The 18,297-nt window shown below is 73.5% G+C and carries 17 protein-coding genes and 1 pseudogene; 4 read left to right on the forward strand and 14 right to left on the reverse strand.

Translation table 11 applies throughout. From position 1 onward, the window contains the following. Nucleotides 1-6: 6 nt before the first annotated feature. Nucleotides 7-1,683, reverse strand: coding sequence for an MFS transporter (locus tag ACQPW6_RS06615; protein WP_433888596.1), 1,677 nt, complete (start codon nucleotides 1,681-1,683; stop codon nucleotides 7-9). Nucleotides 1,684-2,022: 339 nt separating this feature from the next. Here ACQPW6_RS06615 and ACQPW6_RS06620 point away from each other — a divergent pair, with 339 nt between their 5' ends. Then, nucleotides 2,023-3,126, forward strand: coding sequence for a phosphatase PAP2 family protein (locus tag ACQPW6_RS06620; protein ID WP_433888597.1), 1,104 nt, complete (start codon nucleotides 2,023-2,025; stop codon nucleotides 3,124-3,126). Here the strand turns inward: ACQPW6_RS06620 and ACQPW6_RS06625 are convergent. From ACQPW6_RS06625 to ACQPW6_RS06640, 4 genes are all read right to left on the reverse strand, one after another. After that, nucleotides 3,083-3,304 carry an I78 family peptidase inhibitor gene (locus ACQPW6_RS06625; RefSeq protein ID WP_433888598.1) on the reverse strand — a complete coding sequence of 74 codons (222 nt, stop codon included), beginning with the start codon at nucleotides 3,302-3,304 and terminating at the stop codon, nucleotides 3,083-3,085. The genes ACQPW6_RS06620 and ACQPW6_RS06625 overlap by 44 nt on opposite strands. 269 nt (nucleotides 3,305-3,573) lie before the next feature. Further along, complete coding sequence (locus ACQPW6_RS06630; protein WP_433888599.1) at nucleotides 3,574-4,842, reverse strand: glycosyltransferase family 4 protein; 1,269 nt, start codon at nucleotides 4,840-4,842, stop codon at nucleotides 3,574-3,576. Nucleotides 4,843-4,982: 140 nt separating this feature from the next. Beyond that, nucleotides 4,983-5,591, reverse strand: a complete 609-nt coding sequence (locus tag ACQPW6_RS06635) for a transglycosylase family protein (RefSeq protein WP_433888600.1) — start codon at nucleotides 5,589-5,591, stop codon at nucleotides 4,983-4,985. A gap of 201 nt (nucleotides 5,592-5,792) precedes the next feature. Continuing rightward, a complete protein-coding gene (locus ACQPW6_RS06640; RefSeq protein WP_433888601.1) occupies nucleotides 5,793-6,350 on the reverse strand; it encodes a transglycosylase family protein in 558 nt (185 codons plus the stop codon). Nucleotides 6,351-6,835: 485 nt separating this feature from the next. Between ACQPW6_RS06640 and ACQPW6_RS06645 the strand changes: the two genes are divergently transcribed. After that, on the forward strand, nucleotides 6,836-7,669 hold the full coding sequence (locus ACQPW6_RS06645; protein WP_433888602.1) for a hypothetical protein: 834 nt from the start codon (nucleotides 6,836-6,838) through the stop codon (nucleotides 7,667-7,669). Between the two features lie 359 nt (nucleotides 7,670-8,028). Beyond that, the gene (locus ACQPW6_RS06650; protein ID WP_433888603.1) at nucleotides 8,029-8,280 is read left to right on the forward strand and encodes a hypothetical protein; all 252 of its coding nucleotides are present in this window, start codon (nucleotides 8,029-8,031) and stop codon (nucleotides 8,278-8,280) included. A 10-nt stretch (nucleotides 8,281-8,290) separates the two neighbouring features. Here the strand turns inward: ACQPW6_RS06650 and der are convergent, their stop codons facing one another. The 4 genes from der to ACQPW6_RS06670 all read right to left on the reverse strand — a co-directional run bounded on the left by der (nucleotide 8,291) and on the right by ACQPW6_RS06670 (nucleotide 12,445). Continuing rightward, nucleotides 8,291-9,748, reverse strand: a complete 1,458-nt coding sequence (gene der, locus ACQPW6_RS06655; protein WP_433888604.1) for a ribosome biogenesis GTPase Der — start codon at nucleotides 9,746-9,748, stop codon at nucleotides 8,291-8,293. Nucleotides 9,749-9,814: 66 nt separating this feature from the next. Beyond that, complete coding sequence (locus tag ACQPW6_RS06660; RefSeq protein ID WP_433894445.1) at nucleotides 9,815-10,414, reverse strand: lysophospholipid acyltransferase family protein; 600 nt, start codon at nucleotides 10,412-10,414, stop codon at nucleotides 9,815-9,817. A 95-nt stretch (nucleotides 10,415-10,509) separates the two neighbouring features. Further along, complete coding sequence (gene cmk / locus ACQPW6_RS06665) at nucleotides 10,510-11,190, reverse strand: (d)CMP kinase (RefSeq protein ID WP_433888605.1); 681 nt, start codon at nucleotides 11,188-11,190, stop codon at nucleotides 10,510-10,512. A gap of 169 nt (nucleotides 11,191-11,359) precedes the next feature. Then, nucleotides 11,360-12,445, reverse strand: coding sequence for a prephenate dehydrogenase (locus ACQPW6_RS06670; RefSeq protein ID WP_433888606.1), 1,086 nt, complete (start codon nucleotides 12,443-12,445; stop codon nucleotides 11,360-11,362). Between the two features lie 199 nt (nucleotides 12,446-12,644). On the opposite strand from ACQPW6_RS06670, the gene ACQPW6_RS06675 reads away from it, so the two are divergent. Beyond that, complete coding sequence (locus tag ACQPW6_RS06675; RefSeq protein ID WP_433888607.1) at nucleotides 12,645-13,343, forward strand: nucleotidyltransferase domain-containing protein; 699 nt, start codon at nucleotides 12,645-12,647, stop codon at nucleotides 13,341-13,343. Between the two features lie 41 nt (nucleotides 13,344-13,384). Here ACQPW6_RS06675 and ACQPW6_RS06680 read toward each other — a convergent pair whose 3' ends face one another. The 5 genes and pseudogenes from ACQPW6_RS06680 to ACQPW6_RS06700 all read right to left on the reverse strand — a co-directional run. Beyond that, nucleotides 13,385-14,635, reverse strand: coding sequence for a pseudouridine synthase (locus ACQPW6_RS06680; protein WP_433888608.1), 1,251 nt, complete (start codon nucleotides 14,633-14,635; stop codon nucleotides 13,385-13,387). Beyond that, a complete protein-coding gene (scpB, locus tag ACQPW6_RS06685; RefSeq protein ID WP_433888609.1) occupies nucleotides 14,635-15,372 on the reverse strand; it encodes an SMC-Scp complex subunit ScpB in 738 nt (245 codons plus the stop codon). Before scpB ends, ACQPW6_RS06680 begins: the two co-directional genes overlap by 1 nt. Continuing rightward, a complete protein-coding gene (locus tag ACQPW6_RS06690) occupies nucleotides 15,369-16,403 on the reverse strand; it encodes a segregation and condensation protein A (RefSeq protein ID WP_433888610.1) in 1,035 nt (344 codons plus the stop codon). Before ACQPW6_RS06690 ends, scpB begins: the two co-directional genes overlap by 4 nt. Before the next feature lie 82 nt (nucleotides 16,404-16,485). Further along, nucleotides 16,486-17,148 (reverse strand): hypothetical protein, encoded by a 663-nt coding sequence (locus ACQPW6_RS06695; RefSeq protein WP_433888611.1) that lies wholly within the window; start codon nucleotides 17,146-17,148, stop codon nucleotides 16,486-16,488. Further along, nucleotides 17,133-18,062 (reverse strand): annotated as a pseudogene (locus tag ACQPW6_RS06700) (ParA family protein); the annotation flags it as partial. The gene ACQPW6_RS06695 and the pseudogene ACQPW6_RS06700, both read right to left, overlap by 16 nt. Nucleotides 18,063-18,297: the final 235 nt, after the last annotated feature.

Raw genomic sequence — 18,297 nt, forward strand, 5'->3', positions numbered from 1 at the left:
GCAGCGTTAACGGACGGGCGCGGGGTCCGGGGCCGGAGCCGGAGCCGGAGCCGGAGCCGCCTGACGATCCGCCTCCCGGGCCGCCGGGCGGTCCGCCTCCGGGGCCGGGGCGGCCGGGCGGTCCGCGTACGAGGCGCCGCACTCCATCACCCGCGGCAGCCGCAGCGCGGCCAGCGCGCCGATCAGCAGCAGCCCGGCGCTGACCAGCAGGGTGAGGTGCAGCCCGGTGACGAAGGAGTTCCTGGCCGCCTGCCGCAGCGCGGCGCCGCCGCTGCCGCCGAGCCGGCCGGAGACGTCGTACGCCTCGCCGAGCGAGCGGCCGGCCGCCGCGCTGTCGGCGGCGGAGACCCCGGGAGTGTGCCGGACACCGGGGGCGTAGGCGGCGTTCATGACGCTGCCGAGCAGTGCGATGCCCAGGCCCGCGCCGAGCTGGTACGACGTCTCGCCGATGGCCGCGGCGCCGCCCGCCTGCTTGGCCGGCGACTCGCTGAGCATCGACTCGTAGGCGCCGAAGAGGGTGGCCTCAAGGCCGAAGCCGAGCAGCACGAAGCCGGTGGTCAGCAGCCACGGCCGGTCGGTCTGGCCCATCGCGGCCAGCGAGAGCACGGCGAGCGCGGTGAGGACGAAGCCGCCGGAGACCATCCGGCGCGGCCCGAAGCGGTGCAGCAGCCGGGAGCCGGCCAGGCCCGCGGCCATCGCGGCGAAGGTGAGCGGCAGCAGCCGCAGCCCGGTCTGGAACGGGCTCAGGCCGAGCACCAGTTGCAGGTACTGGACGGCGATCAGTTCGAGGCCGACCAGCGCCAGCATCGCGAGCACGATGCACCCCACGGAGGTGGAGAACGCGGCCCGGCGGAACATCCCGACGTCGATCAGCGGGTGTTCGCGGCGGCGCTGGCGGCGGACGAACAGCACCAGCAGCGCCAGACCGGCCAGCAGCGGTACGACGGCCGAGGCGTCGAGGAAGCCCTCGCCGCCGCCGAGGTGCTTGATGCCGAGCACGGTGCCGAGCAGGCCGGCCGCGGCGGTCACCGCGCCCAGGACGTCCCACGGGCCGTCCGCGCCGCCCCTGGACTCCGGCAGCAGCATCCGGCCGAGCGGCAGCAGAACCGCCATCAGCGGAATGTTGACCAGGAACACCGAGCCCCACCAGAAGTGCTCGACCAGGAAGCCGCCGAGCACCGGCCCGATCGCGGCGCCGACCGCGGCGACCGCGCTCCACACCCCGATCGCCATCGCCCGCTCCCGCCGGTCGGGGAAGACCTGCCGGAGTATCGACAGCGTGGCCGGCATGATCATCGCCCCGCCGGCGCCGAGCAGCGCCCGGGCGGCGATCAGCGTGTGCGCGTCCGGCGCGAAGGCGGCGAGCGCGGAGGCGACGCCGAACAGGGCGTATCCGCACAGCAGTACCTTGCGGCGGCCGATCCGGTCGCCGAGGGTCCCGAACAGGATCAGCAGCGACGCGGCGACCAGCGGATACGCGTCCACGATCCACAGCAGGTCCTGCGCACCCGGCCGCAGGTCCTCGGTGAGGGCCGGCACGGCGACGTGCAGCACGGTCGCGTCCAGCGCGACGATCAGCAGGCTGACGCAGAGCACCACCAGGACGGCCCACCGGCCGGCCGGACGGTCCAGCGGCGGCGGGGCCGCCGTCCGCGCCTGGCCGGCCTCGGTCGTCCGGGTCATAGACGGGTACCTCCACGAACGGGTGAGCCGTCAGCGTACGCGAGGCCCGGCCCCGTGCCGGGTGACCCCGCTCACCCCCCGGACACCTGCCGGACACCCGCCGGACGGGGCTCCCCGGCTATCGGACGGGAAACGGAAGAGAAAGACGAGGGAAATAAGCTCCAAATAAGAACAGCCCGACGGGTGGCGGCGAGATCCGAACATAAACTCCAGGAACCCCGGCATTCCACCGATTCGGTGTCCTCCAAAGGAGCGATGAGACGTACTCCACATCACATCGTCATTACAAAGCAGCCCGTTCGGCCGAACTATGCCGTCACACGCTGTAACGTCGATTGAGTGCGTACCGATGAGAAGCTCCACCCCACGGCGGAGCGTGCGGCCACCCGCGACGTGCCGCGGATGAGCCGAACACGCGTATGGCTCTTCTGGTCCACCGTGGCGGTCTACGTGGCCATCGTCGTGGGCGTGCTCACCACCTCGAAACTGGTGACGCTCGACTGGCAGGTCATGCTCTGGCGTCCGTACAAGCAATGGCCGCAAATCCATGCTTTTCTGGACTACTTCGTCGTTCTCGGCCAGCGCGGTCCCACCGCCGTGATGGTGCTCGCCTGGCTCGGCTGGCGCGCCTGGCGGCACCGCACCCTGCATCCGCTGCTCGTCCTCGGCACCTCGCTGCTGCTGCTGAACATCACGGTGGGCGCGGTGAAATACGGTCTCGGGCGGCTCGGTCCGCACTACGCGACCACCGTCGGCTCCTCCGAGATGTTCGCCGGCGGCGATATATTTCCGTCAGGCCACACCGCGAACGCGGTGGTGACCTGGGGGGTCCTGGCCTATCTGGCCACCACTCCGCAGGCCAGGCGGCTCGGTTCGCTGGCCAGCGCGGTGCTCTCGCTCGCGGTCGGCGCCACCACGGTCTACCTCGGCACGCACTGGGTCAGCGACGTCCTGCTCGGCTGGGCCGCGGGGCTGCTGATCCTGCTGGCGCTGCCGTGGTTCGAGCCGGCCATGGCCTGGGTCGAGGACTACCTGTTCACCGTGTGGGCCCGGCTGGTCGAGCGGTACCGCGGGCGGGCCGGCGGCGCGGTGCCCTCGCCGGCACTGGTCGCGCAGCGCAGCACGGACGGGGAGGAGCCGGCCGCGGACCGCGAGCCGGTCGGCGCGGTCAGCCTCACCTGCAACACTCCGGCCTCCGGCGCGACCGTCGCCGGAGCGGCGGCACCGGGTGCGAACGGCACGCTGGCGCCCGCCCCGCACGCGGCGGCTCCGCACGCGCAGACCCCGCTCGCACCGGCCCCGCACGCGCAGGCGCCGCATGTGACCGGCCCGCACACGCCGGGCCGGCCGCCCACCGGGCGCTCGGCGCACCCGGGGCCCACCACCAACACCGTGGGCGTCACCCCAACCAGCAGCGCGTCACCCGGTCGCCGTCCACGCTGAAGTTCAGCCGCCCGGCCACGTATTCCATCGTCACCACAGCGCCGGGCGGCAGACTGCGTACGGTCCTCCAGCCGCGCTCCCTGGCCCGGCTCTCCGCCACCGCGGCCTCCAGGCCGAGGTACGAGTCCAGGTCGTCGTGCGGGTTGTCCCCGGTGAAGTTGCTCGGTTGCGGCGCCATACCTGCAACGGTAGGCGCCCGGGCGCCGGTTCGCCCTTGGTCGTCACGCTTGGATCACGGAACGTACAGGCCCGGTTTGCCGGGGCTTAATCCGAGCAGCTTTATTACCCGGAGATGGCCGAATTAATCGTCCCGGTAACTTCGGTGCGCACAACTCCCACACAGCTTCAGCGCAATGTCCGCTATGCCTGGCCGAGAACCGGCCGAGTTGCTGGTATGTGCATGGGGCTCGGATGAGCGGCGCCGGGGCGGACCGAGCGGATAATCCGTCAGATGCGGCGGACTTTCCGCACCGCGGCGCCCGCCGCGTCCGACACCGTCAGGAATGCGCCGAGAAAACGGCCGATCCCCGCCCGCAGCACGGACCTGGCCCTGGCGCCGGGCCTGGCCCGGTCCTCGATCAGCCGGTGGAACAGGTCGAGCTGGCGGCGGCCGATCACCGCGGGGTCGTAGCGCCCGGCGGCGACCAGCGCGGCGGAGCCCATCGTACGGCGCAGGCCGTCGTCCTCCACGAGGGAGAGCAGGGCGGCGGCGATGGCATCGACATCGCGCGGCGGCACCAGCAGGCCGGTCACCCCGTGCTCGATGATCTCCCGGGGGCCGAGCGGGCAGTCGGTGGCCACCACCGGGAGCCCGGCCCGCATGCCCTCCACGATGGTCATCCCGAACGACTCCATGGTGGAGGTGACCGCCAGCACCGACGCCTTGGCCAGTTCGGGTTCCAGCGGCGAGACCGCGCCCATCAGCGACACGTGCTTGCCCAGGCCCAGTTCGGTGACCAGCGCCTCCAGCGAGGCGAGCTTGCCGCCGGTGCCGTACAGCCGCAGCGTCCAGTCGGGGCGGGCCGCGCAGACGGTGCCGAAGGCGCGGATCAGATCGTCGTACCGCTTGGCCTCGGCGAGCCGGCCCGCGGCGACCACGACCGGCGCGGAGCAGTCGGACGGGGCGGTGCGGGCCGGCGGCACGCTGTTGGGCACGGCGCCGGCCCGCACCCCCGGCATCCGCCGCCGGTAGACCGCGGCGTCGGCCTCGGTGGTGGTGGTGACCGCGTCCAGGCCCGGGTAGCGGCGGCGCAGGGCCAGCACCAGCCGGGTGGAGTGGGTGTCCAGGGTCAGGTGCTCCTGGCCGATCCTGACGATACGGCGCGGCGCCTGCCGGGCGATGTGCACGTTGAGCCCCGGACGGGTGCCGACCAGCACGTCGGCGTCCAGCTCCGCCAGGCAGCGGCCGATCAGCTCGTCGGTGAGGGCGCTGTACTCCCCGTGCCTGCGGTCCGAGCGCGGGAAGACGGCGGACGGCTGCCGCAGCCGCGGGTCGGCCAGCGCACTGCCGGGGCTGTCCTCGCGCAGGTCGGCGAGCGGGCGCAGCCGGATCCGCGGGTCGTAGTCGAAGGCGGGGCGTTCGCGGTCCCGGAACACCGAGATGATCTGCACATCGGTCACGTCCGGCTCGCCGGCGAGCTGCGCGGCGAGATTGCACGTGGTGCGGATGGTGCCGCCGATCCCGTAGGCGGTGTGTATCAGAAACGCGATGCGCATGGTGTTCTCGGGTCCCCCGGCCGGTTGCCCCGGCCGGACCGCCGGCAGGCTCGGTCCGGGTGGGCGCGTCGTCCGACCTTATAGCAACCGGGAGTTCGGACCGCGTTCAGGGACCGGCCGGCGGACCGGACCGGGGGCGTTCAGGAGACGGTGAGCACGAGGCCGGCGGTGATCTTGTCGGGATCGGCGCCGATGGCGGCCTTGTTGAGCTGGTAGAGCCGCTGCCAGCCACCGGAGACGTCGTAGGAGCGGGCGATGGACGACAGCGTCTCGCCGCTCTGCACGGTGTGCACGATGTGGTTGTGCCCGGTCAGCCCGATCCGGCGGGCGCAGACCGGCCAGGCGTCCCAGCCCTGGACCTTCAGCACGGCCTCGGCGACCGCGATCTGCTGCTCGGGGGTGGCCAGGTCCGCGCGGCCCGCGTACTTCAGACCGCCGAACAGCACCCAGGTCGGCTGCCAGAACTGCAGGCCGCCGTAGTAGCTGTTGCCGGTGTTGATGTGCCAGTCGCCACTGCTCTCGCATTGCGCGATGCGGTCCCAGACGGAGGGCATCCGGGTGACGGCCCGGGCCGCCCGCGAGGCGCGGGCAGCGCGAGCGCCCGGCTCGGCGAGCCGGAGGGCGTCGAGGACGCCGGCCACCGGGATCGCCGGGCCGCCGTGGGCGGGTGGGGCCGCCGCGGCGGACGGGGCGGCCTGCGCGGGCTGGGTGACCAGCGGCAGCAGGGCGGCGGCTCCGAGGGCGGCCACGGCGGTGGCGGCGCGTGCTTTTGCGTTACGCCGCGCTTTAACGGTGTGACGATACGACAATTGCTCGCTCATCGCCCCCACGCTGCACGCTTCCGGCCCGCCCCCGCCGCGCCACGCCCGCGCGGTGCCCCGACCCCACCCGATCGGCCTACCGCCCCGTCAGGGGCGCGGCCGGGGAAGGGGCTGTGCGGGCCCGCGGAGCTACCAGTGGGGCAGCCAGCTGGGGTGGCTGAGCGGGGCGAAGAGGGGCGCGCGGGTGGTCGCGCGCGAGGTGCGGGGGGCCGACCGGGTCAGCGGGACCAGCTTGGACGGCTGCTTCGGCGGCGGGCGGTGCGCCGGCACCACCGGGCGGAAGGTGTCCGGCACGCGGGGCGGCGAGGCCGCGGGGGCCGGGATCGCGGGGGCCGGGCCCCGGGCGCCGGCGCGGTGGGCGCAGACCGGCCACGCGCCCCATCCGCTGGCGTGCTGGAGCTTCGTCGCCACCGCGATCTGCTCCCCGCGCGCGGCGCGGTCCGCGGTCGCCGCGTACCGGCCGCCGCCGTAGGCCCGCCAGGTGCCGGCGGAGAACTGCAGCCCGCCGTAGTACCCGTTGCCGGTGTTGATGTGCCAGTTGCCGCCGCTCTCGCACTTCGCGATGCGGTCCCACACCCCGCGGTCGGCGGCCGACGCCTCGCCGCCGGTGGCCAGCACCACCAGGGGCGCCAGCGCGGCCACCCCGGTCAGCAGGGCCGTATGTCGGAACGTGCAGTTGAACGCCATGGATCTCCTCATCCACAGACCCGGGTCGTTCCCCTTGTCACGTCACGAACGGGCGCCACTCCCCCCACGGGGTGGCGCCCGTTCGGGACCCGGGCGGTGCACTGTGCACACGGCGGGCGAATCTAGGCACTAGCCGCGCTGCGGGGCAAACAACTCCCTTACACCGCAGGCCAGTTGAGAGTTACCGACGGTAAGTACGGACGAGAAGCACCCTTTTGCCGCGCACGTATCGTCGTATATGCGGAAGCTTCGGACCCCAACCGTGAGTCACCTCACAGTCACAACCCGGCGCCCCCACACGCCCGTTCGACGCTTGGTGAGCGGCCGCCGGCAAATCTCACCGAGGGCGACCGCCGGGAGAATCCGGGCCGCCGCAAACCGTGACTCCCACCACAGACCGGCCGTTGTCACTATGCGCCGGGGCAGGCCCGGCTTTTCGGACCGTTCGTTACCGCACGCACCACCGCACTTCCAAGGAGACTCCCGTGGCGCCCATGCTCGACGTGAGCGACGAAGTACGAGCCGAGATCGGTGACGAGGAGACCGCTCGCCTCCTCACCGGTGAGAACGCGCCGGGCACGTACGACTGCACGTCCTGCCGCACCCCCGGGGACACCGGCCAGGAGCGCACCAGCACCGTGCTGTTCGTCGGCGACGAGACGGCCGTGCTGGCCTTCGCGCACGCCGCCTGCATCCCCTCCCAGGTGGTGCCGGTCGCGGAGGAGCAGTTGCAGGGCGCGGCCCGCAGCCTGGCCGACGGGGAGGCCGCCACCGCGAGCAGCACCGTCGGCCCGCAGCGCGGCCCGCAGTCCGCCGAGCCGCAGCCCGGCCCCGAACCCGCGCCGCGGCAGGCGGTGCTCGGCATCACCTGCGGGCTGATCATCGTGGAGGACGCGCTGCGCCCCGCGCTGGTGATCGAGCCGACCGGGCCGGTGTCGCGGGTCGGCGCGACGGGGGGCGGCGACGACTTCCTGCCGCTGCTGATCGAGCAGGGCTTCGTGCCGCAGCTCGACCTGGACGCGGCGCCCTCGCCGCTGGCCGGATGGTCGGTGCTGCTGGCGATGGGCAAGCTGCACGCGGTGCTTCAGCCGGGCACCAACGGCGGCCCGGCCACGTCGTGGTGGCAGGCGCACCAGCCGCTCCAGGTCAGTGACGGCTGGCGGGCCGCGGTCAGCCGCAGCAACCAGGTGTACGTCTACGCCGGCCCGGCCGGCTCCGTCGGCCGCCAGCCGCGCGAGGACCTGATGCGGGACGCTCTGGCGCGCGCTTGCTCCCGTGGCCAGCTGGTGGCGGCGACGATGCCTCTCGCTGGTACGTGAGCGGCTCCCCGCCGCGGGGGTTCCGGTAGTCGCCCGGCTACCGGTCCGCCCTGGCTTGTCGCGCAGTTCCCCGCGCCCCTGGTGATGCCGGGGCACATCGCGCCCACCCGGCGCCAGCCGCACATCGGGACCAGCCCCGCGCCCCTGGTGATGCCGGGGCACATCGCGCCCACGCGGCGCCAGCCGCACATCGGAAACAGCCCCGCGCCCCTGACGTGCGCCCCCGGCCGGAGATTTCCTGACGGGAGGTCAAAGATCAGTCTTGCGGACCGCATCCCGGGGCGAATCCCCTCGTTGGCTGATACGTGCACACCTTTGACGCCTCCCCCCGACCCCCCTTCCAGCGCTATATCCCGCCCATGCGCAGCGCGCAGGAGTCGGCGGGAGGCGGCGGCACGGGCACGCCCATCTACGACGCGCTCTACAGCGAGTACCGCCGGCTGTTCCGCACCCTGCCGGGTGACCGCAGCGGCGAGGAGTCGCTCGCGTTCAACAGTTTCTCGGCGTGGACGGCGGCGCAGGCCGCCCCGCAGACCCCGGGGCGGCACCGGGGGAACGCCCCGGCCGCGCTGCCGCCGGGGCGCCCGGACAACCGGATGAACGGGCTCTGAGAGCCCCCGGTCACTTCTTGCGGCCGCGCTTCTCCCTGACCCGCACCGACACCTGGATCGGCGTACCGGCGAAGCCGAACTCCTCGCGCAGCCGGCGTTCGACGAACCGCCGGTAGCCCGCCTCCAGGAAGCCGGAGGCGAAGAGCACGAAACGCGGCGGCTTGGTGCCCGCCTGCGTCCCGAACAGGATGCGGGGCTGCTTTCCGCCACGCACCGGGTGCGGGTGGGCGGCCAGCAGCTCGCCGAGGAACGCGTTGAGCCGGCCGGTGGGCACCCGGGTCTCCCAGCCCGCGAGGGCCGTCTCGATCGCCGGCACCAGCCGCTCCATGTGCCGGCCGGTGCGCGCCGAGACGTTGACCCGCGGCGCCCACTGGACCTGTACGAGGTCGCGTTCGATCTCCCGCTCCAGGTAGTAGCGGCGCTCCTCGTCCAGCAGGTCCCACTTGTTGTAGGCGATGACGATCGCGCGGCCCGCCTCGACGGCCATCGAGATGATCCGGGTGTCCTGCTCGGCCAGGGTCTCGCCGGCGTCCACCAGGATCACCGCGACCTCGGCCTTCTCCAGCGCCGCCGCGGTCCGCAGGCTCGCGTAGTAGTCGGCGCCCTCGGTCAGGTGCACCCGCCGCCGGATGCCCGCGGTGTCGATGAACTTCCAGGTCACGCCGCCGAGCTCGATCAGCTCGTCGACCGGGTCGCGGGTGGTGCCGGCCACCTCGTTGACCACCACCCGGTCCTCCTTGGCCACCCGGTTCAGCAGCGAGGACTTGCCGACGTTGGGCCGGCCGATCAGCGCGATCCTGCGCGGTCCGCCGAGCGCGTCGCCGAACGTCATCGCGGGTGCCTCGGGCAGCGCGTCCATGATGGCGTCGAGCAGGTCGCCGGTGCCGCGGCCGTGCAGCGAGGAGACGGGGTACGGCTCGCCCAGGCCCAGGTTCCACAGCGCGGCGGCGTCCGCCTCGCCCGACGGGCCGTCCACCTTGTTGGCGGCCAGCACGACGGGCTTGCCGGCCCGGCGCAGCAGCCGTACCACCGCCTCGTCGGTGTCGGTGGCGCCGACCTTGGAGTCGACCACGAAGACCACCGCGTCGGCCGCCTCGATGGCGAACTCGGCCTGCGCGGCGACCGAGGCGTCGATGCCGAGGACGTCCTGCTCCCAGCCGCCGGTGTCCACGATCTTGAAGCGGCGGCCGTTCCAGTTCGCCTCGTAGGTGACCCGGTCGCGGGTGACGCCGGGCTTGTCCTCGACCACTGCCTCGCGGCGGCCGATCACCCGGTTCACCAGGGTCGACTTGCCGACGTTCGGCCGGCCCACCACGGCCAGCACCGGCAGCGGGCCGTGGCCGGCGGCGGCCAGGTCGTCGGCCACCTCTTCGAGGTCGAAGCCCTCCTCGGCGGCGAGCTCCATGAACTCGGCGTATTCGGCGTCGCCGAGCGCGCCGATGTCGCCGTGGTCGTTTCCCTGGTCCATGAGGTCTCTCCGTCGATCAACAGTGGGGGCCGCCGGAACCGGGTGCGGTTCGGCGGCCGGTGTGGTTCAGCGGCCGGTGGCCCGCCGGGCCTCGGCCAGGTGCGCGGTCAGCCGCTCCTGGAGCCGCGCGGTGGCGGCGTCCAGCGCGCTGCGGGTGCGGCGTCCGCCGGGCGCGGCGGCCTCGAAGGGCTCGCCGTAGACGACGTCGATCCGGGCGCCGAGCGGCGGCAGCGCGCCGACCAGCCGGCCCTTGCGGGCGCTGCCGAGCACCGCGACCGGCACCACGGGAGCGCCGGAGCGCACCGCGAAGTACGCCAGGCCGGCCCGCAGCTGGGCGAAGTCGCCGACGCCCCTGCTGCCCTCGGGGAAGATGCCGAGCATCCCGCCGTCCGACAGCACCCGCAGGGCGGCGGTTATCGCGGTGCGGTCGGCGCCGGAGCGGTCCACCTCGACCTGCCCGATGGCCCGCAGGAACGGGTCGAGCGGGCCGACGAAGGCCTCCTTCTTGACCAGGAAGTGCAGCGGGCGCGGCGAGGTGCCGATCAGCATCGGGCCGTCGATGTTGTGCGCGTGGTTGCCGGCCAGGATGACCGGGCCCTGGGACGGGATCCGCCAGGCGCCGAGCACCCGGGGCCGCCACAGGCCGTTCATCAGGCCGATGCCGATCCCGCGCGCGACGGCCGCGCCGCGCGGGCTCGGCGCCTTGTCACGCGCGCGCGGCTCGCTGTCACGCGGGCTCCGCGCCGTGTCGAGCGGGGTGGTCACGAAATCGTCGCCCGCTTCTCCTCGACCAGGGTCACGACGCACTCCACGACCTGTTCGAGGGACAGCTCCGTGGTGTCCACCTCCACCGCGTCGTCGGCCTTGGCCAGCGGGGAGGTGGTGCGGCCGGAGTCGGCCGCGTCGCGCCGGACCAGCGCGGCCTGGGTGGCGGCGACGCTCTGCGCGCCCTTCAGCTCGCTGCTGCGGCGGGCGGCGCGGGCCTCGGCGGAGGCGGTGAGGAAGATCTTGACGGTGGCGGCGGGGAAGACGGTGGTGCCGATGTCCCGGCCCTCCACCACGATGCCCTCGGGGGCCTCGTCGGCCGCCGCGCGCTGCAGCTCGACCATCCGGGCCCGTACCGCGGGCACCGCGCTCACGGCGCTCACCGCGGCGGTGACCTCCTGGGAGCGGATCGGTCCCGACGCGTCGAGGCCATCCACCGTGATGGCGGGCGCGGCCGGGTCGCTGCCGGAGACGATGGCCGGCTTGCCGGCCGAGTCGGCGACGGCCACCGGGTCGTTGACGTCCACCCCGTTGGTCAGCATCCACCAGGTGATCGCGCGGTACTGCGCGCCGGTGTCCAGGTAGCTGAGGCCGAGCTTGGCCGCCACTGCCTTGGAGGTGCTCGACTTGCCCGTGCCGGAGGGGCCGTCGATGGCGACGATCACCGGATTTACCACAGCGGGGGCCTTCCTCGAGCTCGGACGCGGGGGGTGGGCGGGGCCGGCGGGCGCCGGACATGCCGACCCCAAGGTTACCGGCCGTCCGGGCGACCCATCGCCACGGGTTTTCCGCGGCCCCCGGCCGCGGCACGGCCCGCGCGCCGCTCCCCCGCGGCGATCCGCGAGGCTACTTGCGGATCGCCCAGCCCCGGTCCCGCAGCGACGCGGTCAGCGCGGGGGCGGTGCGCGGGTCCACGGTGAGCTGCACCAGGCCGGCCTGCTGCCCCGTGGAATGCTCGATCCTGACGTCCTCGATGTTGACGCCGGCCGCGCCGGCGTCCGCGAAGAGCCTGGCCAGCTCGCCCGGCTGGTCGCCGATCAGCACGGCCACGATCTCGTACGCCTTCGGCGCCGCGCCGTGCTTGCCCGGCACCTTGGCGCGGCCCGCGTTGCCGCGGCGCAGGATGTCCTCGATGCCGGCCGCTCCCCCGCGCCGCTTGTCCTCGTCGGCGGACTGGAGGGCGCGCAGCGCGGCCACCGTCTCGGCGAGGTCGTCGGCGACGTCACCGAGCACGTCGGCGACCGGTCCGGGGTTCGCGGCCAGGATGTCCATCCACATGGCGGGTTCAGAACCGGCGATCCGGGTGACGTCCAGGATGCCCTGGCCGCACAGCCGCACCGCGCTGTCCTCGGCGTGCTCCAGCCGGGCGGCGACCATGCTGGCCACCAGCTGCGGGGTGTGCGAGACCAGCGCCACCGCGCGGTCGTGCGCGTCGGCGTCCATCACCACCGGGACCGCGCGGCACAGCGCGACCAGTTCCAGGGCGAGGTTGAGCACGTCGGTGTCGGTGCCGGCGGTGGGCGTGAGCACCCATGGCCGGCCCTCGAACAGGTCGGCACTGCCGGCCAGCGGCCCCGACCGCTCGCGGCCGGCCATCGGGTGGGTGCCGATGTAGTGGCCGAGGTCGCAGCCGAGCGCTTCGAGGTCGCGCCGCGGGCCGCCCTTGACGCTGGCCACGTCCAGGTAGCCGCGGCCCAGGCCGCGGCCGATCGCGTCGGCGAGGGTGGCCGCCACATGGGCCGGCGGCACCGCGACGATCACCAGGTCCACCGGCTGCCCGGGGCTGTCCGTGCTGCCTGCGCCGAGCGCGGCGGCGGTACGGGCGGCGGACTCGTCGTGGTCGGCCAGATACACGCCGACGCCGCGGGCGCTGAGCGCGAGGGCGGCGGAGGTGCCCATCAGGCCGGTTCCGATGACGAGCGCGGTCCTCACCTTGGTGGTCCTCACTGAGCGGGTCGCACCGGAACGGGGGCTTGGCCGGTGTCTACGGACAAGAGTAGTGATGCCCGCGCGGTGCCGGGTCGCGGACCGCTGGTCGAGACGGGCGGCGGCGGTGGCGGCGGGACGCCTGCGGCGGCGGGACGGTGGAATTCCCGGCGGGCGGTCGTACGGTATGGCGATAATCGCCCTCATGCAGGACGCGCTCGGGCACACCCTCGTCAACGACCACACGGTCTATGCCTGCGTCATGGGCTCGCGGGCCTTCGGCCTGGCCACCGACGACAGCGACACCGACCGGCGCGGGGTGTTCGTGGCGCCGACACCGCTGTTCTGGCGGCTCGACAAGCCCCCGACGCATGTCACCGGGCCGATGGACGAGCAGTTCTCCTGGGAGCTGGAGCGCTTCTGCGGCCTGGCGCTGCGGGCCAACCCCAACCTGCTCGAATGCCTGCACTCACCACTGGTGGAGTACGCCGACGCCACCGGCCGCGAGCTGGTGGAGCTGCGCGGCGCGTTCCTGTCCCGCCGGGTGGAGGGCAGCTTCCGCGGCTACGCGACCCAGCAGCTGAACCGCCTCGAGGCGGGCATCCGCAGCCGCGGCGAGCCGCGCTGGAAGCACGCGATGCACCTGCTGCGGCTGCTGATCAGCTGCCGAGACCTGCTGCGCACCGGGCGGCTGACCATCGACGTCGGCGACCAGCGCGACCGGCTGCTCGCGGTCAGGCGCGGCGAGCACAGCTGGAGCGAGGTCCGCGGCTGGATCCGCACCCTGGACGCGGAGCTGGACGCGGCCGCGGCCCGTACCCCGCTGCCCGCCGAGCCCGACCGGCCCAGCGTCGAGGACTTCCTGGTCCGGGTCCGCCGGGCCGGCGCCCAGGCCCCCGCCTGACGCACGAGGCGGGGCCGGGGGCGGGGCGCCACAGGCGTCGGTTAGAGGTCCACTTCCTGCATCAGCATGCCGACCTCGGTGTTGGTCAGCCGGCGCAGCCAGCCGGACTTCTGGTCGCCCAGCGGGATCGGGCCGAAGCTGGTGCGGACCAGCTTGTCGACCGGGAAGCCCGCCTCGGACAGCATCCGGCGCACGATGTGCTTGCGGCCCTCGTGCAGGGTCACCTCGACGAGGTAGTTCTTGCCGGTGTTCTGCACGATCCTGAAGTGGTCGGCGCGCGCCCAGCCGTCCTCCAGCTCGATGCCGCTCTTGAGCTGCTTGCCCAGGTCGCGCGGCAGCGGGCCCTGGATCGCGGCGAGATAGGTCTTCTTCACGCCGTACCGGGGGTGGGTGAGGCGGTGCGCCAGCTCACCGTGGTTGGTGAGCAGGATGATGCCCTCGGTCTCGGTGTCCAGCCGGCCGACGTGGAACAGCCGGGTCTCCCGGTTGGTCACGTAGTCGCCCAGGCACTGCCGGCCGTCGGGGTCCTCCATGGTGGAGACGACACCGGCCGGCTTGTTCAGCGCGAAGAACAGGTACGACTGGGTGGCGACGGTCAGCCCGTCCACCTTCACCTCGTCGTGCTCGGTGTCCACCCGCAGGCCCTGCTCGGTGACGATCTGCCCGTTGACCTCGACGCGGTGCTGCTCGATCAGCTCCTCGCAGGCCCGCCGGGAGCCCATGCCGGCCCTGGCCAGCACCTTCTGCAACCGCTCGCCCTCCTGCTCGGCGCCGGGGAACGTCTTGGGCGTCTTGATCTGCGGCTTGCTGTGCCGCTCGCGGTTGCGCTGCTCGATCTGCGCGTCCAGCTCGCGCGGGCGGGCGGGCACGGTCTTGCGGCCCCGCTTGGCGGGGGTGCCGCCGGGGCCGACCGCCCGGCCGCCGGGCTTGGTGCGCGGCATCCCGCCGGGCTTGTTCGCACCGGACTGGCCGGTGGTGCCCACGTCGTACCGCCGCTCCTCGGGGCGCGGCTTGGCCGGACGCTGCCGCTCCTCGCCGCGGCGGTCCTCACCCCGGCGGTCCTCGCCCCTTCGCTCGTCGCCGCGGCGGTCGTCACCGCGCCGGCTGTCGGCGCCCCGGCCGGCCCCGCCGCCGCTGCCACTGCCGCCACCGCCGCGCCGGTCAGCGCCGCCACGGCCGGTCCCACCGCCGCCGGCGCCGCGCCGGTCGGCGTCACCGCCGCCACGCCGGTCCGCGCCGCCGCCGCTCCGGGGGTTCCGGTTGCCGCCGCTGTTCCTGTCGCTGCTTCGCATCAAAGTTCCGTAGTCGAGGTCTCGTCCGGCGCGTCGGGATCGAACGACGGCAGCCCCTCCTGGGACTCCGCCTCGACCGCGTCCGCCTCCGGCAGGAACGGGGCGAGCTCGGGCAGCTCGTCAAGGCTGCGCAGTCCCATACGTTCCAAGAAGTAGTTCGTCGTCCCGTACAGGATCGCACCTGTCTCGGGTTCCGTGCCCCCTTCGGCCACCAGCCCGCGCTGGAGCAGGGTCCGCATCACGCCGTCGCAGTTGACTCCGCGCACCGCGGAGACCCGGGAGCGGCTGACCGGCTGGCGGTACGCGACGACCGCGAGCGTCTCCAGGGCTGCCTGGGTGAGCCGGGCGTGCTGGCCGTCCAGCACGAACTTCTCCACCGCGGGCGCGAAGGCCGGCCGGGTGTAGAAACGCCAGCCGCCGGCCACAAGGCGCAGGTCGAAGCCCCGGCCCTCGCGGGTGTAGTCGTCGGACAGCTCGCGCAGCGCCTTGCCCACCGCGCGCCGCGGCCGGTCGAGCACCTTGGACAGGTGCTCCTCGGTGGCGGGTTCGTCGACCACCATCAGGACGGCTTCCAGGGCCGGCTTGAGCTCGAGCCCCGCGGTGGCGGGCACCTCCGCGGCGGGCGGCCCGGCCGCGGCTGTGATGTCGGCTACGTCAGTGCCGGCTACGCCGGTGCTTGCTTCGGCGGTGCTTGCTTCGGCGGTGCTTGCTCCGGCGGTGGTGATGAGGTCGGTCATCCTCGCTGCTCTCCGTTCGCGGCCGGGGCGGTCCCGGCAGCCGTGGCGGGCCCGGCCGGGGCCTCCTGGTCGAACTCGTCGGTCACCAGCGGCGCCTCCGGCGGCTGCTCGCCGCCCGTCCAGCGGACCTGGAGCGCCCCGAGCGCCTCCTCCTGGTCCAGCGCCACCGCCTTCTCCCGGTACAGCTCGAGCAGCGCGAGGAAGCGCGCCACCACGGTCAGCGTGTCCGGCGCGTCCCGGGTCAGCTCGCCGAAGCTCGCCGCGCCCAGCTCGCGCAGCAGCGCGATCACATGCTCGGCCTGCTCCCGGACGCTGACCAGCGGCGCGTGGATGTGGTCCACGTACACCTGCGGCTTCGGTTTGGGCAGCATCGCCTTGACGGCGAGCTCCGCGAAGCGCTCGGGGCCGATGCTCAGGACGACCTCGGGCAGCAGTTCCGCGTGCTGCGGCTCCAGGCCGACGGTACGCGGGTAGCGCAGCGCCTCGCTCTCCAGCCGCTCGGCGAAGATCGCCGCGATCTGCTTGAACGCACGGTACTGGAGCAGCCGGGCGAAGAGCAGGTCCCTGGCTTCGAGCAGCGCGAGGTCCGCCTCGTCCTCGACCTCGGCGGACGGCAGCAGCCGGGCCGCCTTGAGGTCGAGCAGGGTGGCGGCGACCACCAGGAACTCGGTGGTCTGGTCGAGGTCCCAGTCCGGGCCCATGGCACGGATGTGCCCCATGAACTCGTTGGTGACCCTGGAGAGCGCGACCTCGGTGACGTCCAGCTTGTGCTTGGAGATCAACTGGAGGAGGAGGTCGAAGGGGCCTTCGAAGTTGGCCAGCCGCAGTATGAACCGGCCGCTGCCGTCGGCGGCCTCGGGCACCTCAGGTACCCCAGGTACCGGCTCCGATGCCTGCTCCGGTGCCTGCTCCGGCTCAGCCTGGTCCGCCGCCTCGGCGGCCGGTGTGGGCGGCGGGTCCGCTTCGGGAGCGGCGCCGCGGCCGAGACGGCGGCGGGGGCGGTCGGAGTCGTCCGGCGTGGTGGTCGGCATCGCGGTCCAGGGTGCGGGGATCAGAACGGCAGGTTATCCCCCCGGAGTCCGGGACCGGGTGAGCCCACCGGTCGCGGCCCGGTCAGCGGCCCCGCAGCCGCCGTACGAGAATGCTCGCGTCGCCGCGCGACTCCAGGTCGGCCAGCACCACGGCGACGGCCTCGCGGACGATCCGGCCGCGGTCGATGGCGAGCCCGTGCTCGCCGCGCAGCACGAGCCTGGCGTGCTCCAGGTCCATCAGCTCCTCGGCGGAGACGTAGACCGTGATCTTCTCGTCGTGCCGCTCCCGCCCGCTGGGGCGGCGGTTCTGCCGGGGGGCCTTGCGCCGCCCGGCGGGCTGCGGCTGCGGCTGCGCCGTGATCGGCGGCGGTACCGGCTTCTGGTTCTGCGACGCCGCGGCCTGCTGGGCCGGCAGCTGCGCCGGCGGCGCCGGTGCGACCGCGGTGGCGCTGCCCGCGGCACCCGCCACGCCCGCCCGGTCCCCGGTCAGCGCCCGGCGGGCCGGCAGGTCGCGGCCGCCGTGCTCGGGGCTGTCAGCGCCGTGCTCGGAGCCCGCGGACCGGGGGTCGTCCTCGGCCTCGTCCTGCTGTTCCTCGCCGGGGACCGGCCGCAGCCGTTCCTCGCCCTGCGCCGGAGGCTGCTGCTCGCCGCCGCGCTGTGCCCGCGGCTGCGGCGACTGGAGCGAGGCGCCACCCGTGGTGCGGAACAGCTCGTCGGCGCCCGGCAGGCTCACTCGGCGTGGCACCGGGCGAGCACCTCCCTGGCGAGCTGGCGATAGGCCGCCGCACCGACGGAGTTGGACGCGTAGGTGGTGATCGGCTCGCCCGCCACGGTGGTCTCGGGGAACCGTACGGTCCGGCCGATCACGGTGTGGAAGACGTTCTCGTCGAACGCCTCGACGACCCGGGCCAGCACCTCGCGGCTGTGCACGGTGCGCGAGTCGTACATCGTCGCCAGGATGCCGTCGAGCTCCAGCTCGGGGTTGAGCCGCTCGCGGACCTTCTCGATGGTCTCGGTGAGCAGCGCGACCCCGCGCAGCGCGAAGAACTCGCACTCCAACGGCACGATGACCGAGTGCGCGGCGGTCAGCGCGTTGACGGTGAGCAGGCCGAGCGAGGGCTGGCAGTCGATGACGATGTAGTCGTAGTCGGCCATCAGCGGCTTGAGCGCCCGCTGCAGCGCGGACTCCCTGGCCACCTCGCTGACCAGCTGCACCTCGGCGGCGGACAGGTCGATGTTGCTGGGCAGCAGGTCCATGCCGGGCACGGCGGTCTTCAGCAGCACCTCGTCGGCGGCGAGCCCGCGTTCCATCAGCAGGTTGTAGACCGTGATGTCGAGTTCCATCGGGTTGACCCCGAGGCCGACGGACAGCGCGCCCTGCGGGTCGAAGTCCACCAGCAGCACCCGGCGGCCGTACTCGGCGAGCGCGGCACCCAGGTTGATGGTCGAGGTGGTCTTGCCGACCCCGCCCTTCTGGTTGCACATCGCGACGATCTTCGCCGGTCCGTGGTCGGTGAGCGGGTTGGGGATCGGGAAGTACGGCAGCGGGCGGCCGGTCGGGCCGACGCGTTCGCGCCGCTGGCGGGCGGCGTCGGGTGCGAGCGTGGCCGCGTATTCCGGGTCGGGCTCGTACTCCGCGTCGGGGTCGTAGAACTGACCGTCCTGCAGATCGCTGTCGTTCTCGTTGTTGAAAGGCGCCATGGCGTAAGCGGGTTGCGTCTCTGTGGTCGTCGTGGTCGGCTCGGACCGGCGGGATTCGAAGGTGCGGACCGCGACGGAACCGACGGTCGTTCCTGGTTGACCACCCCCGGGAGCAAATGTCGACTCATTCACAAGTCGTCTTACCTCCTTGGTGACCAGGAAACTTCTAGACAGGTCAGCGGGACTACAGCCG

The sequence above is a fragment of the Streptomyces sp. CA-111067 genome, from assembly GCF_050956065.1.
Classification (GTDB): Bacteria; Actinomycetota; Actinomycetes; order Streptomycetales; family Streptomycetaceae; genus Actinacidiphila.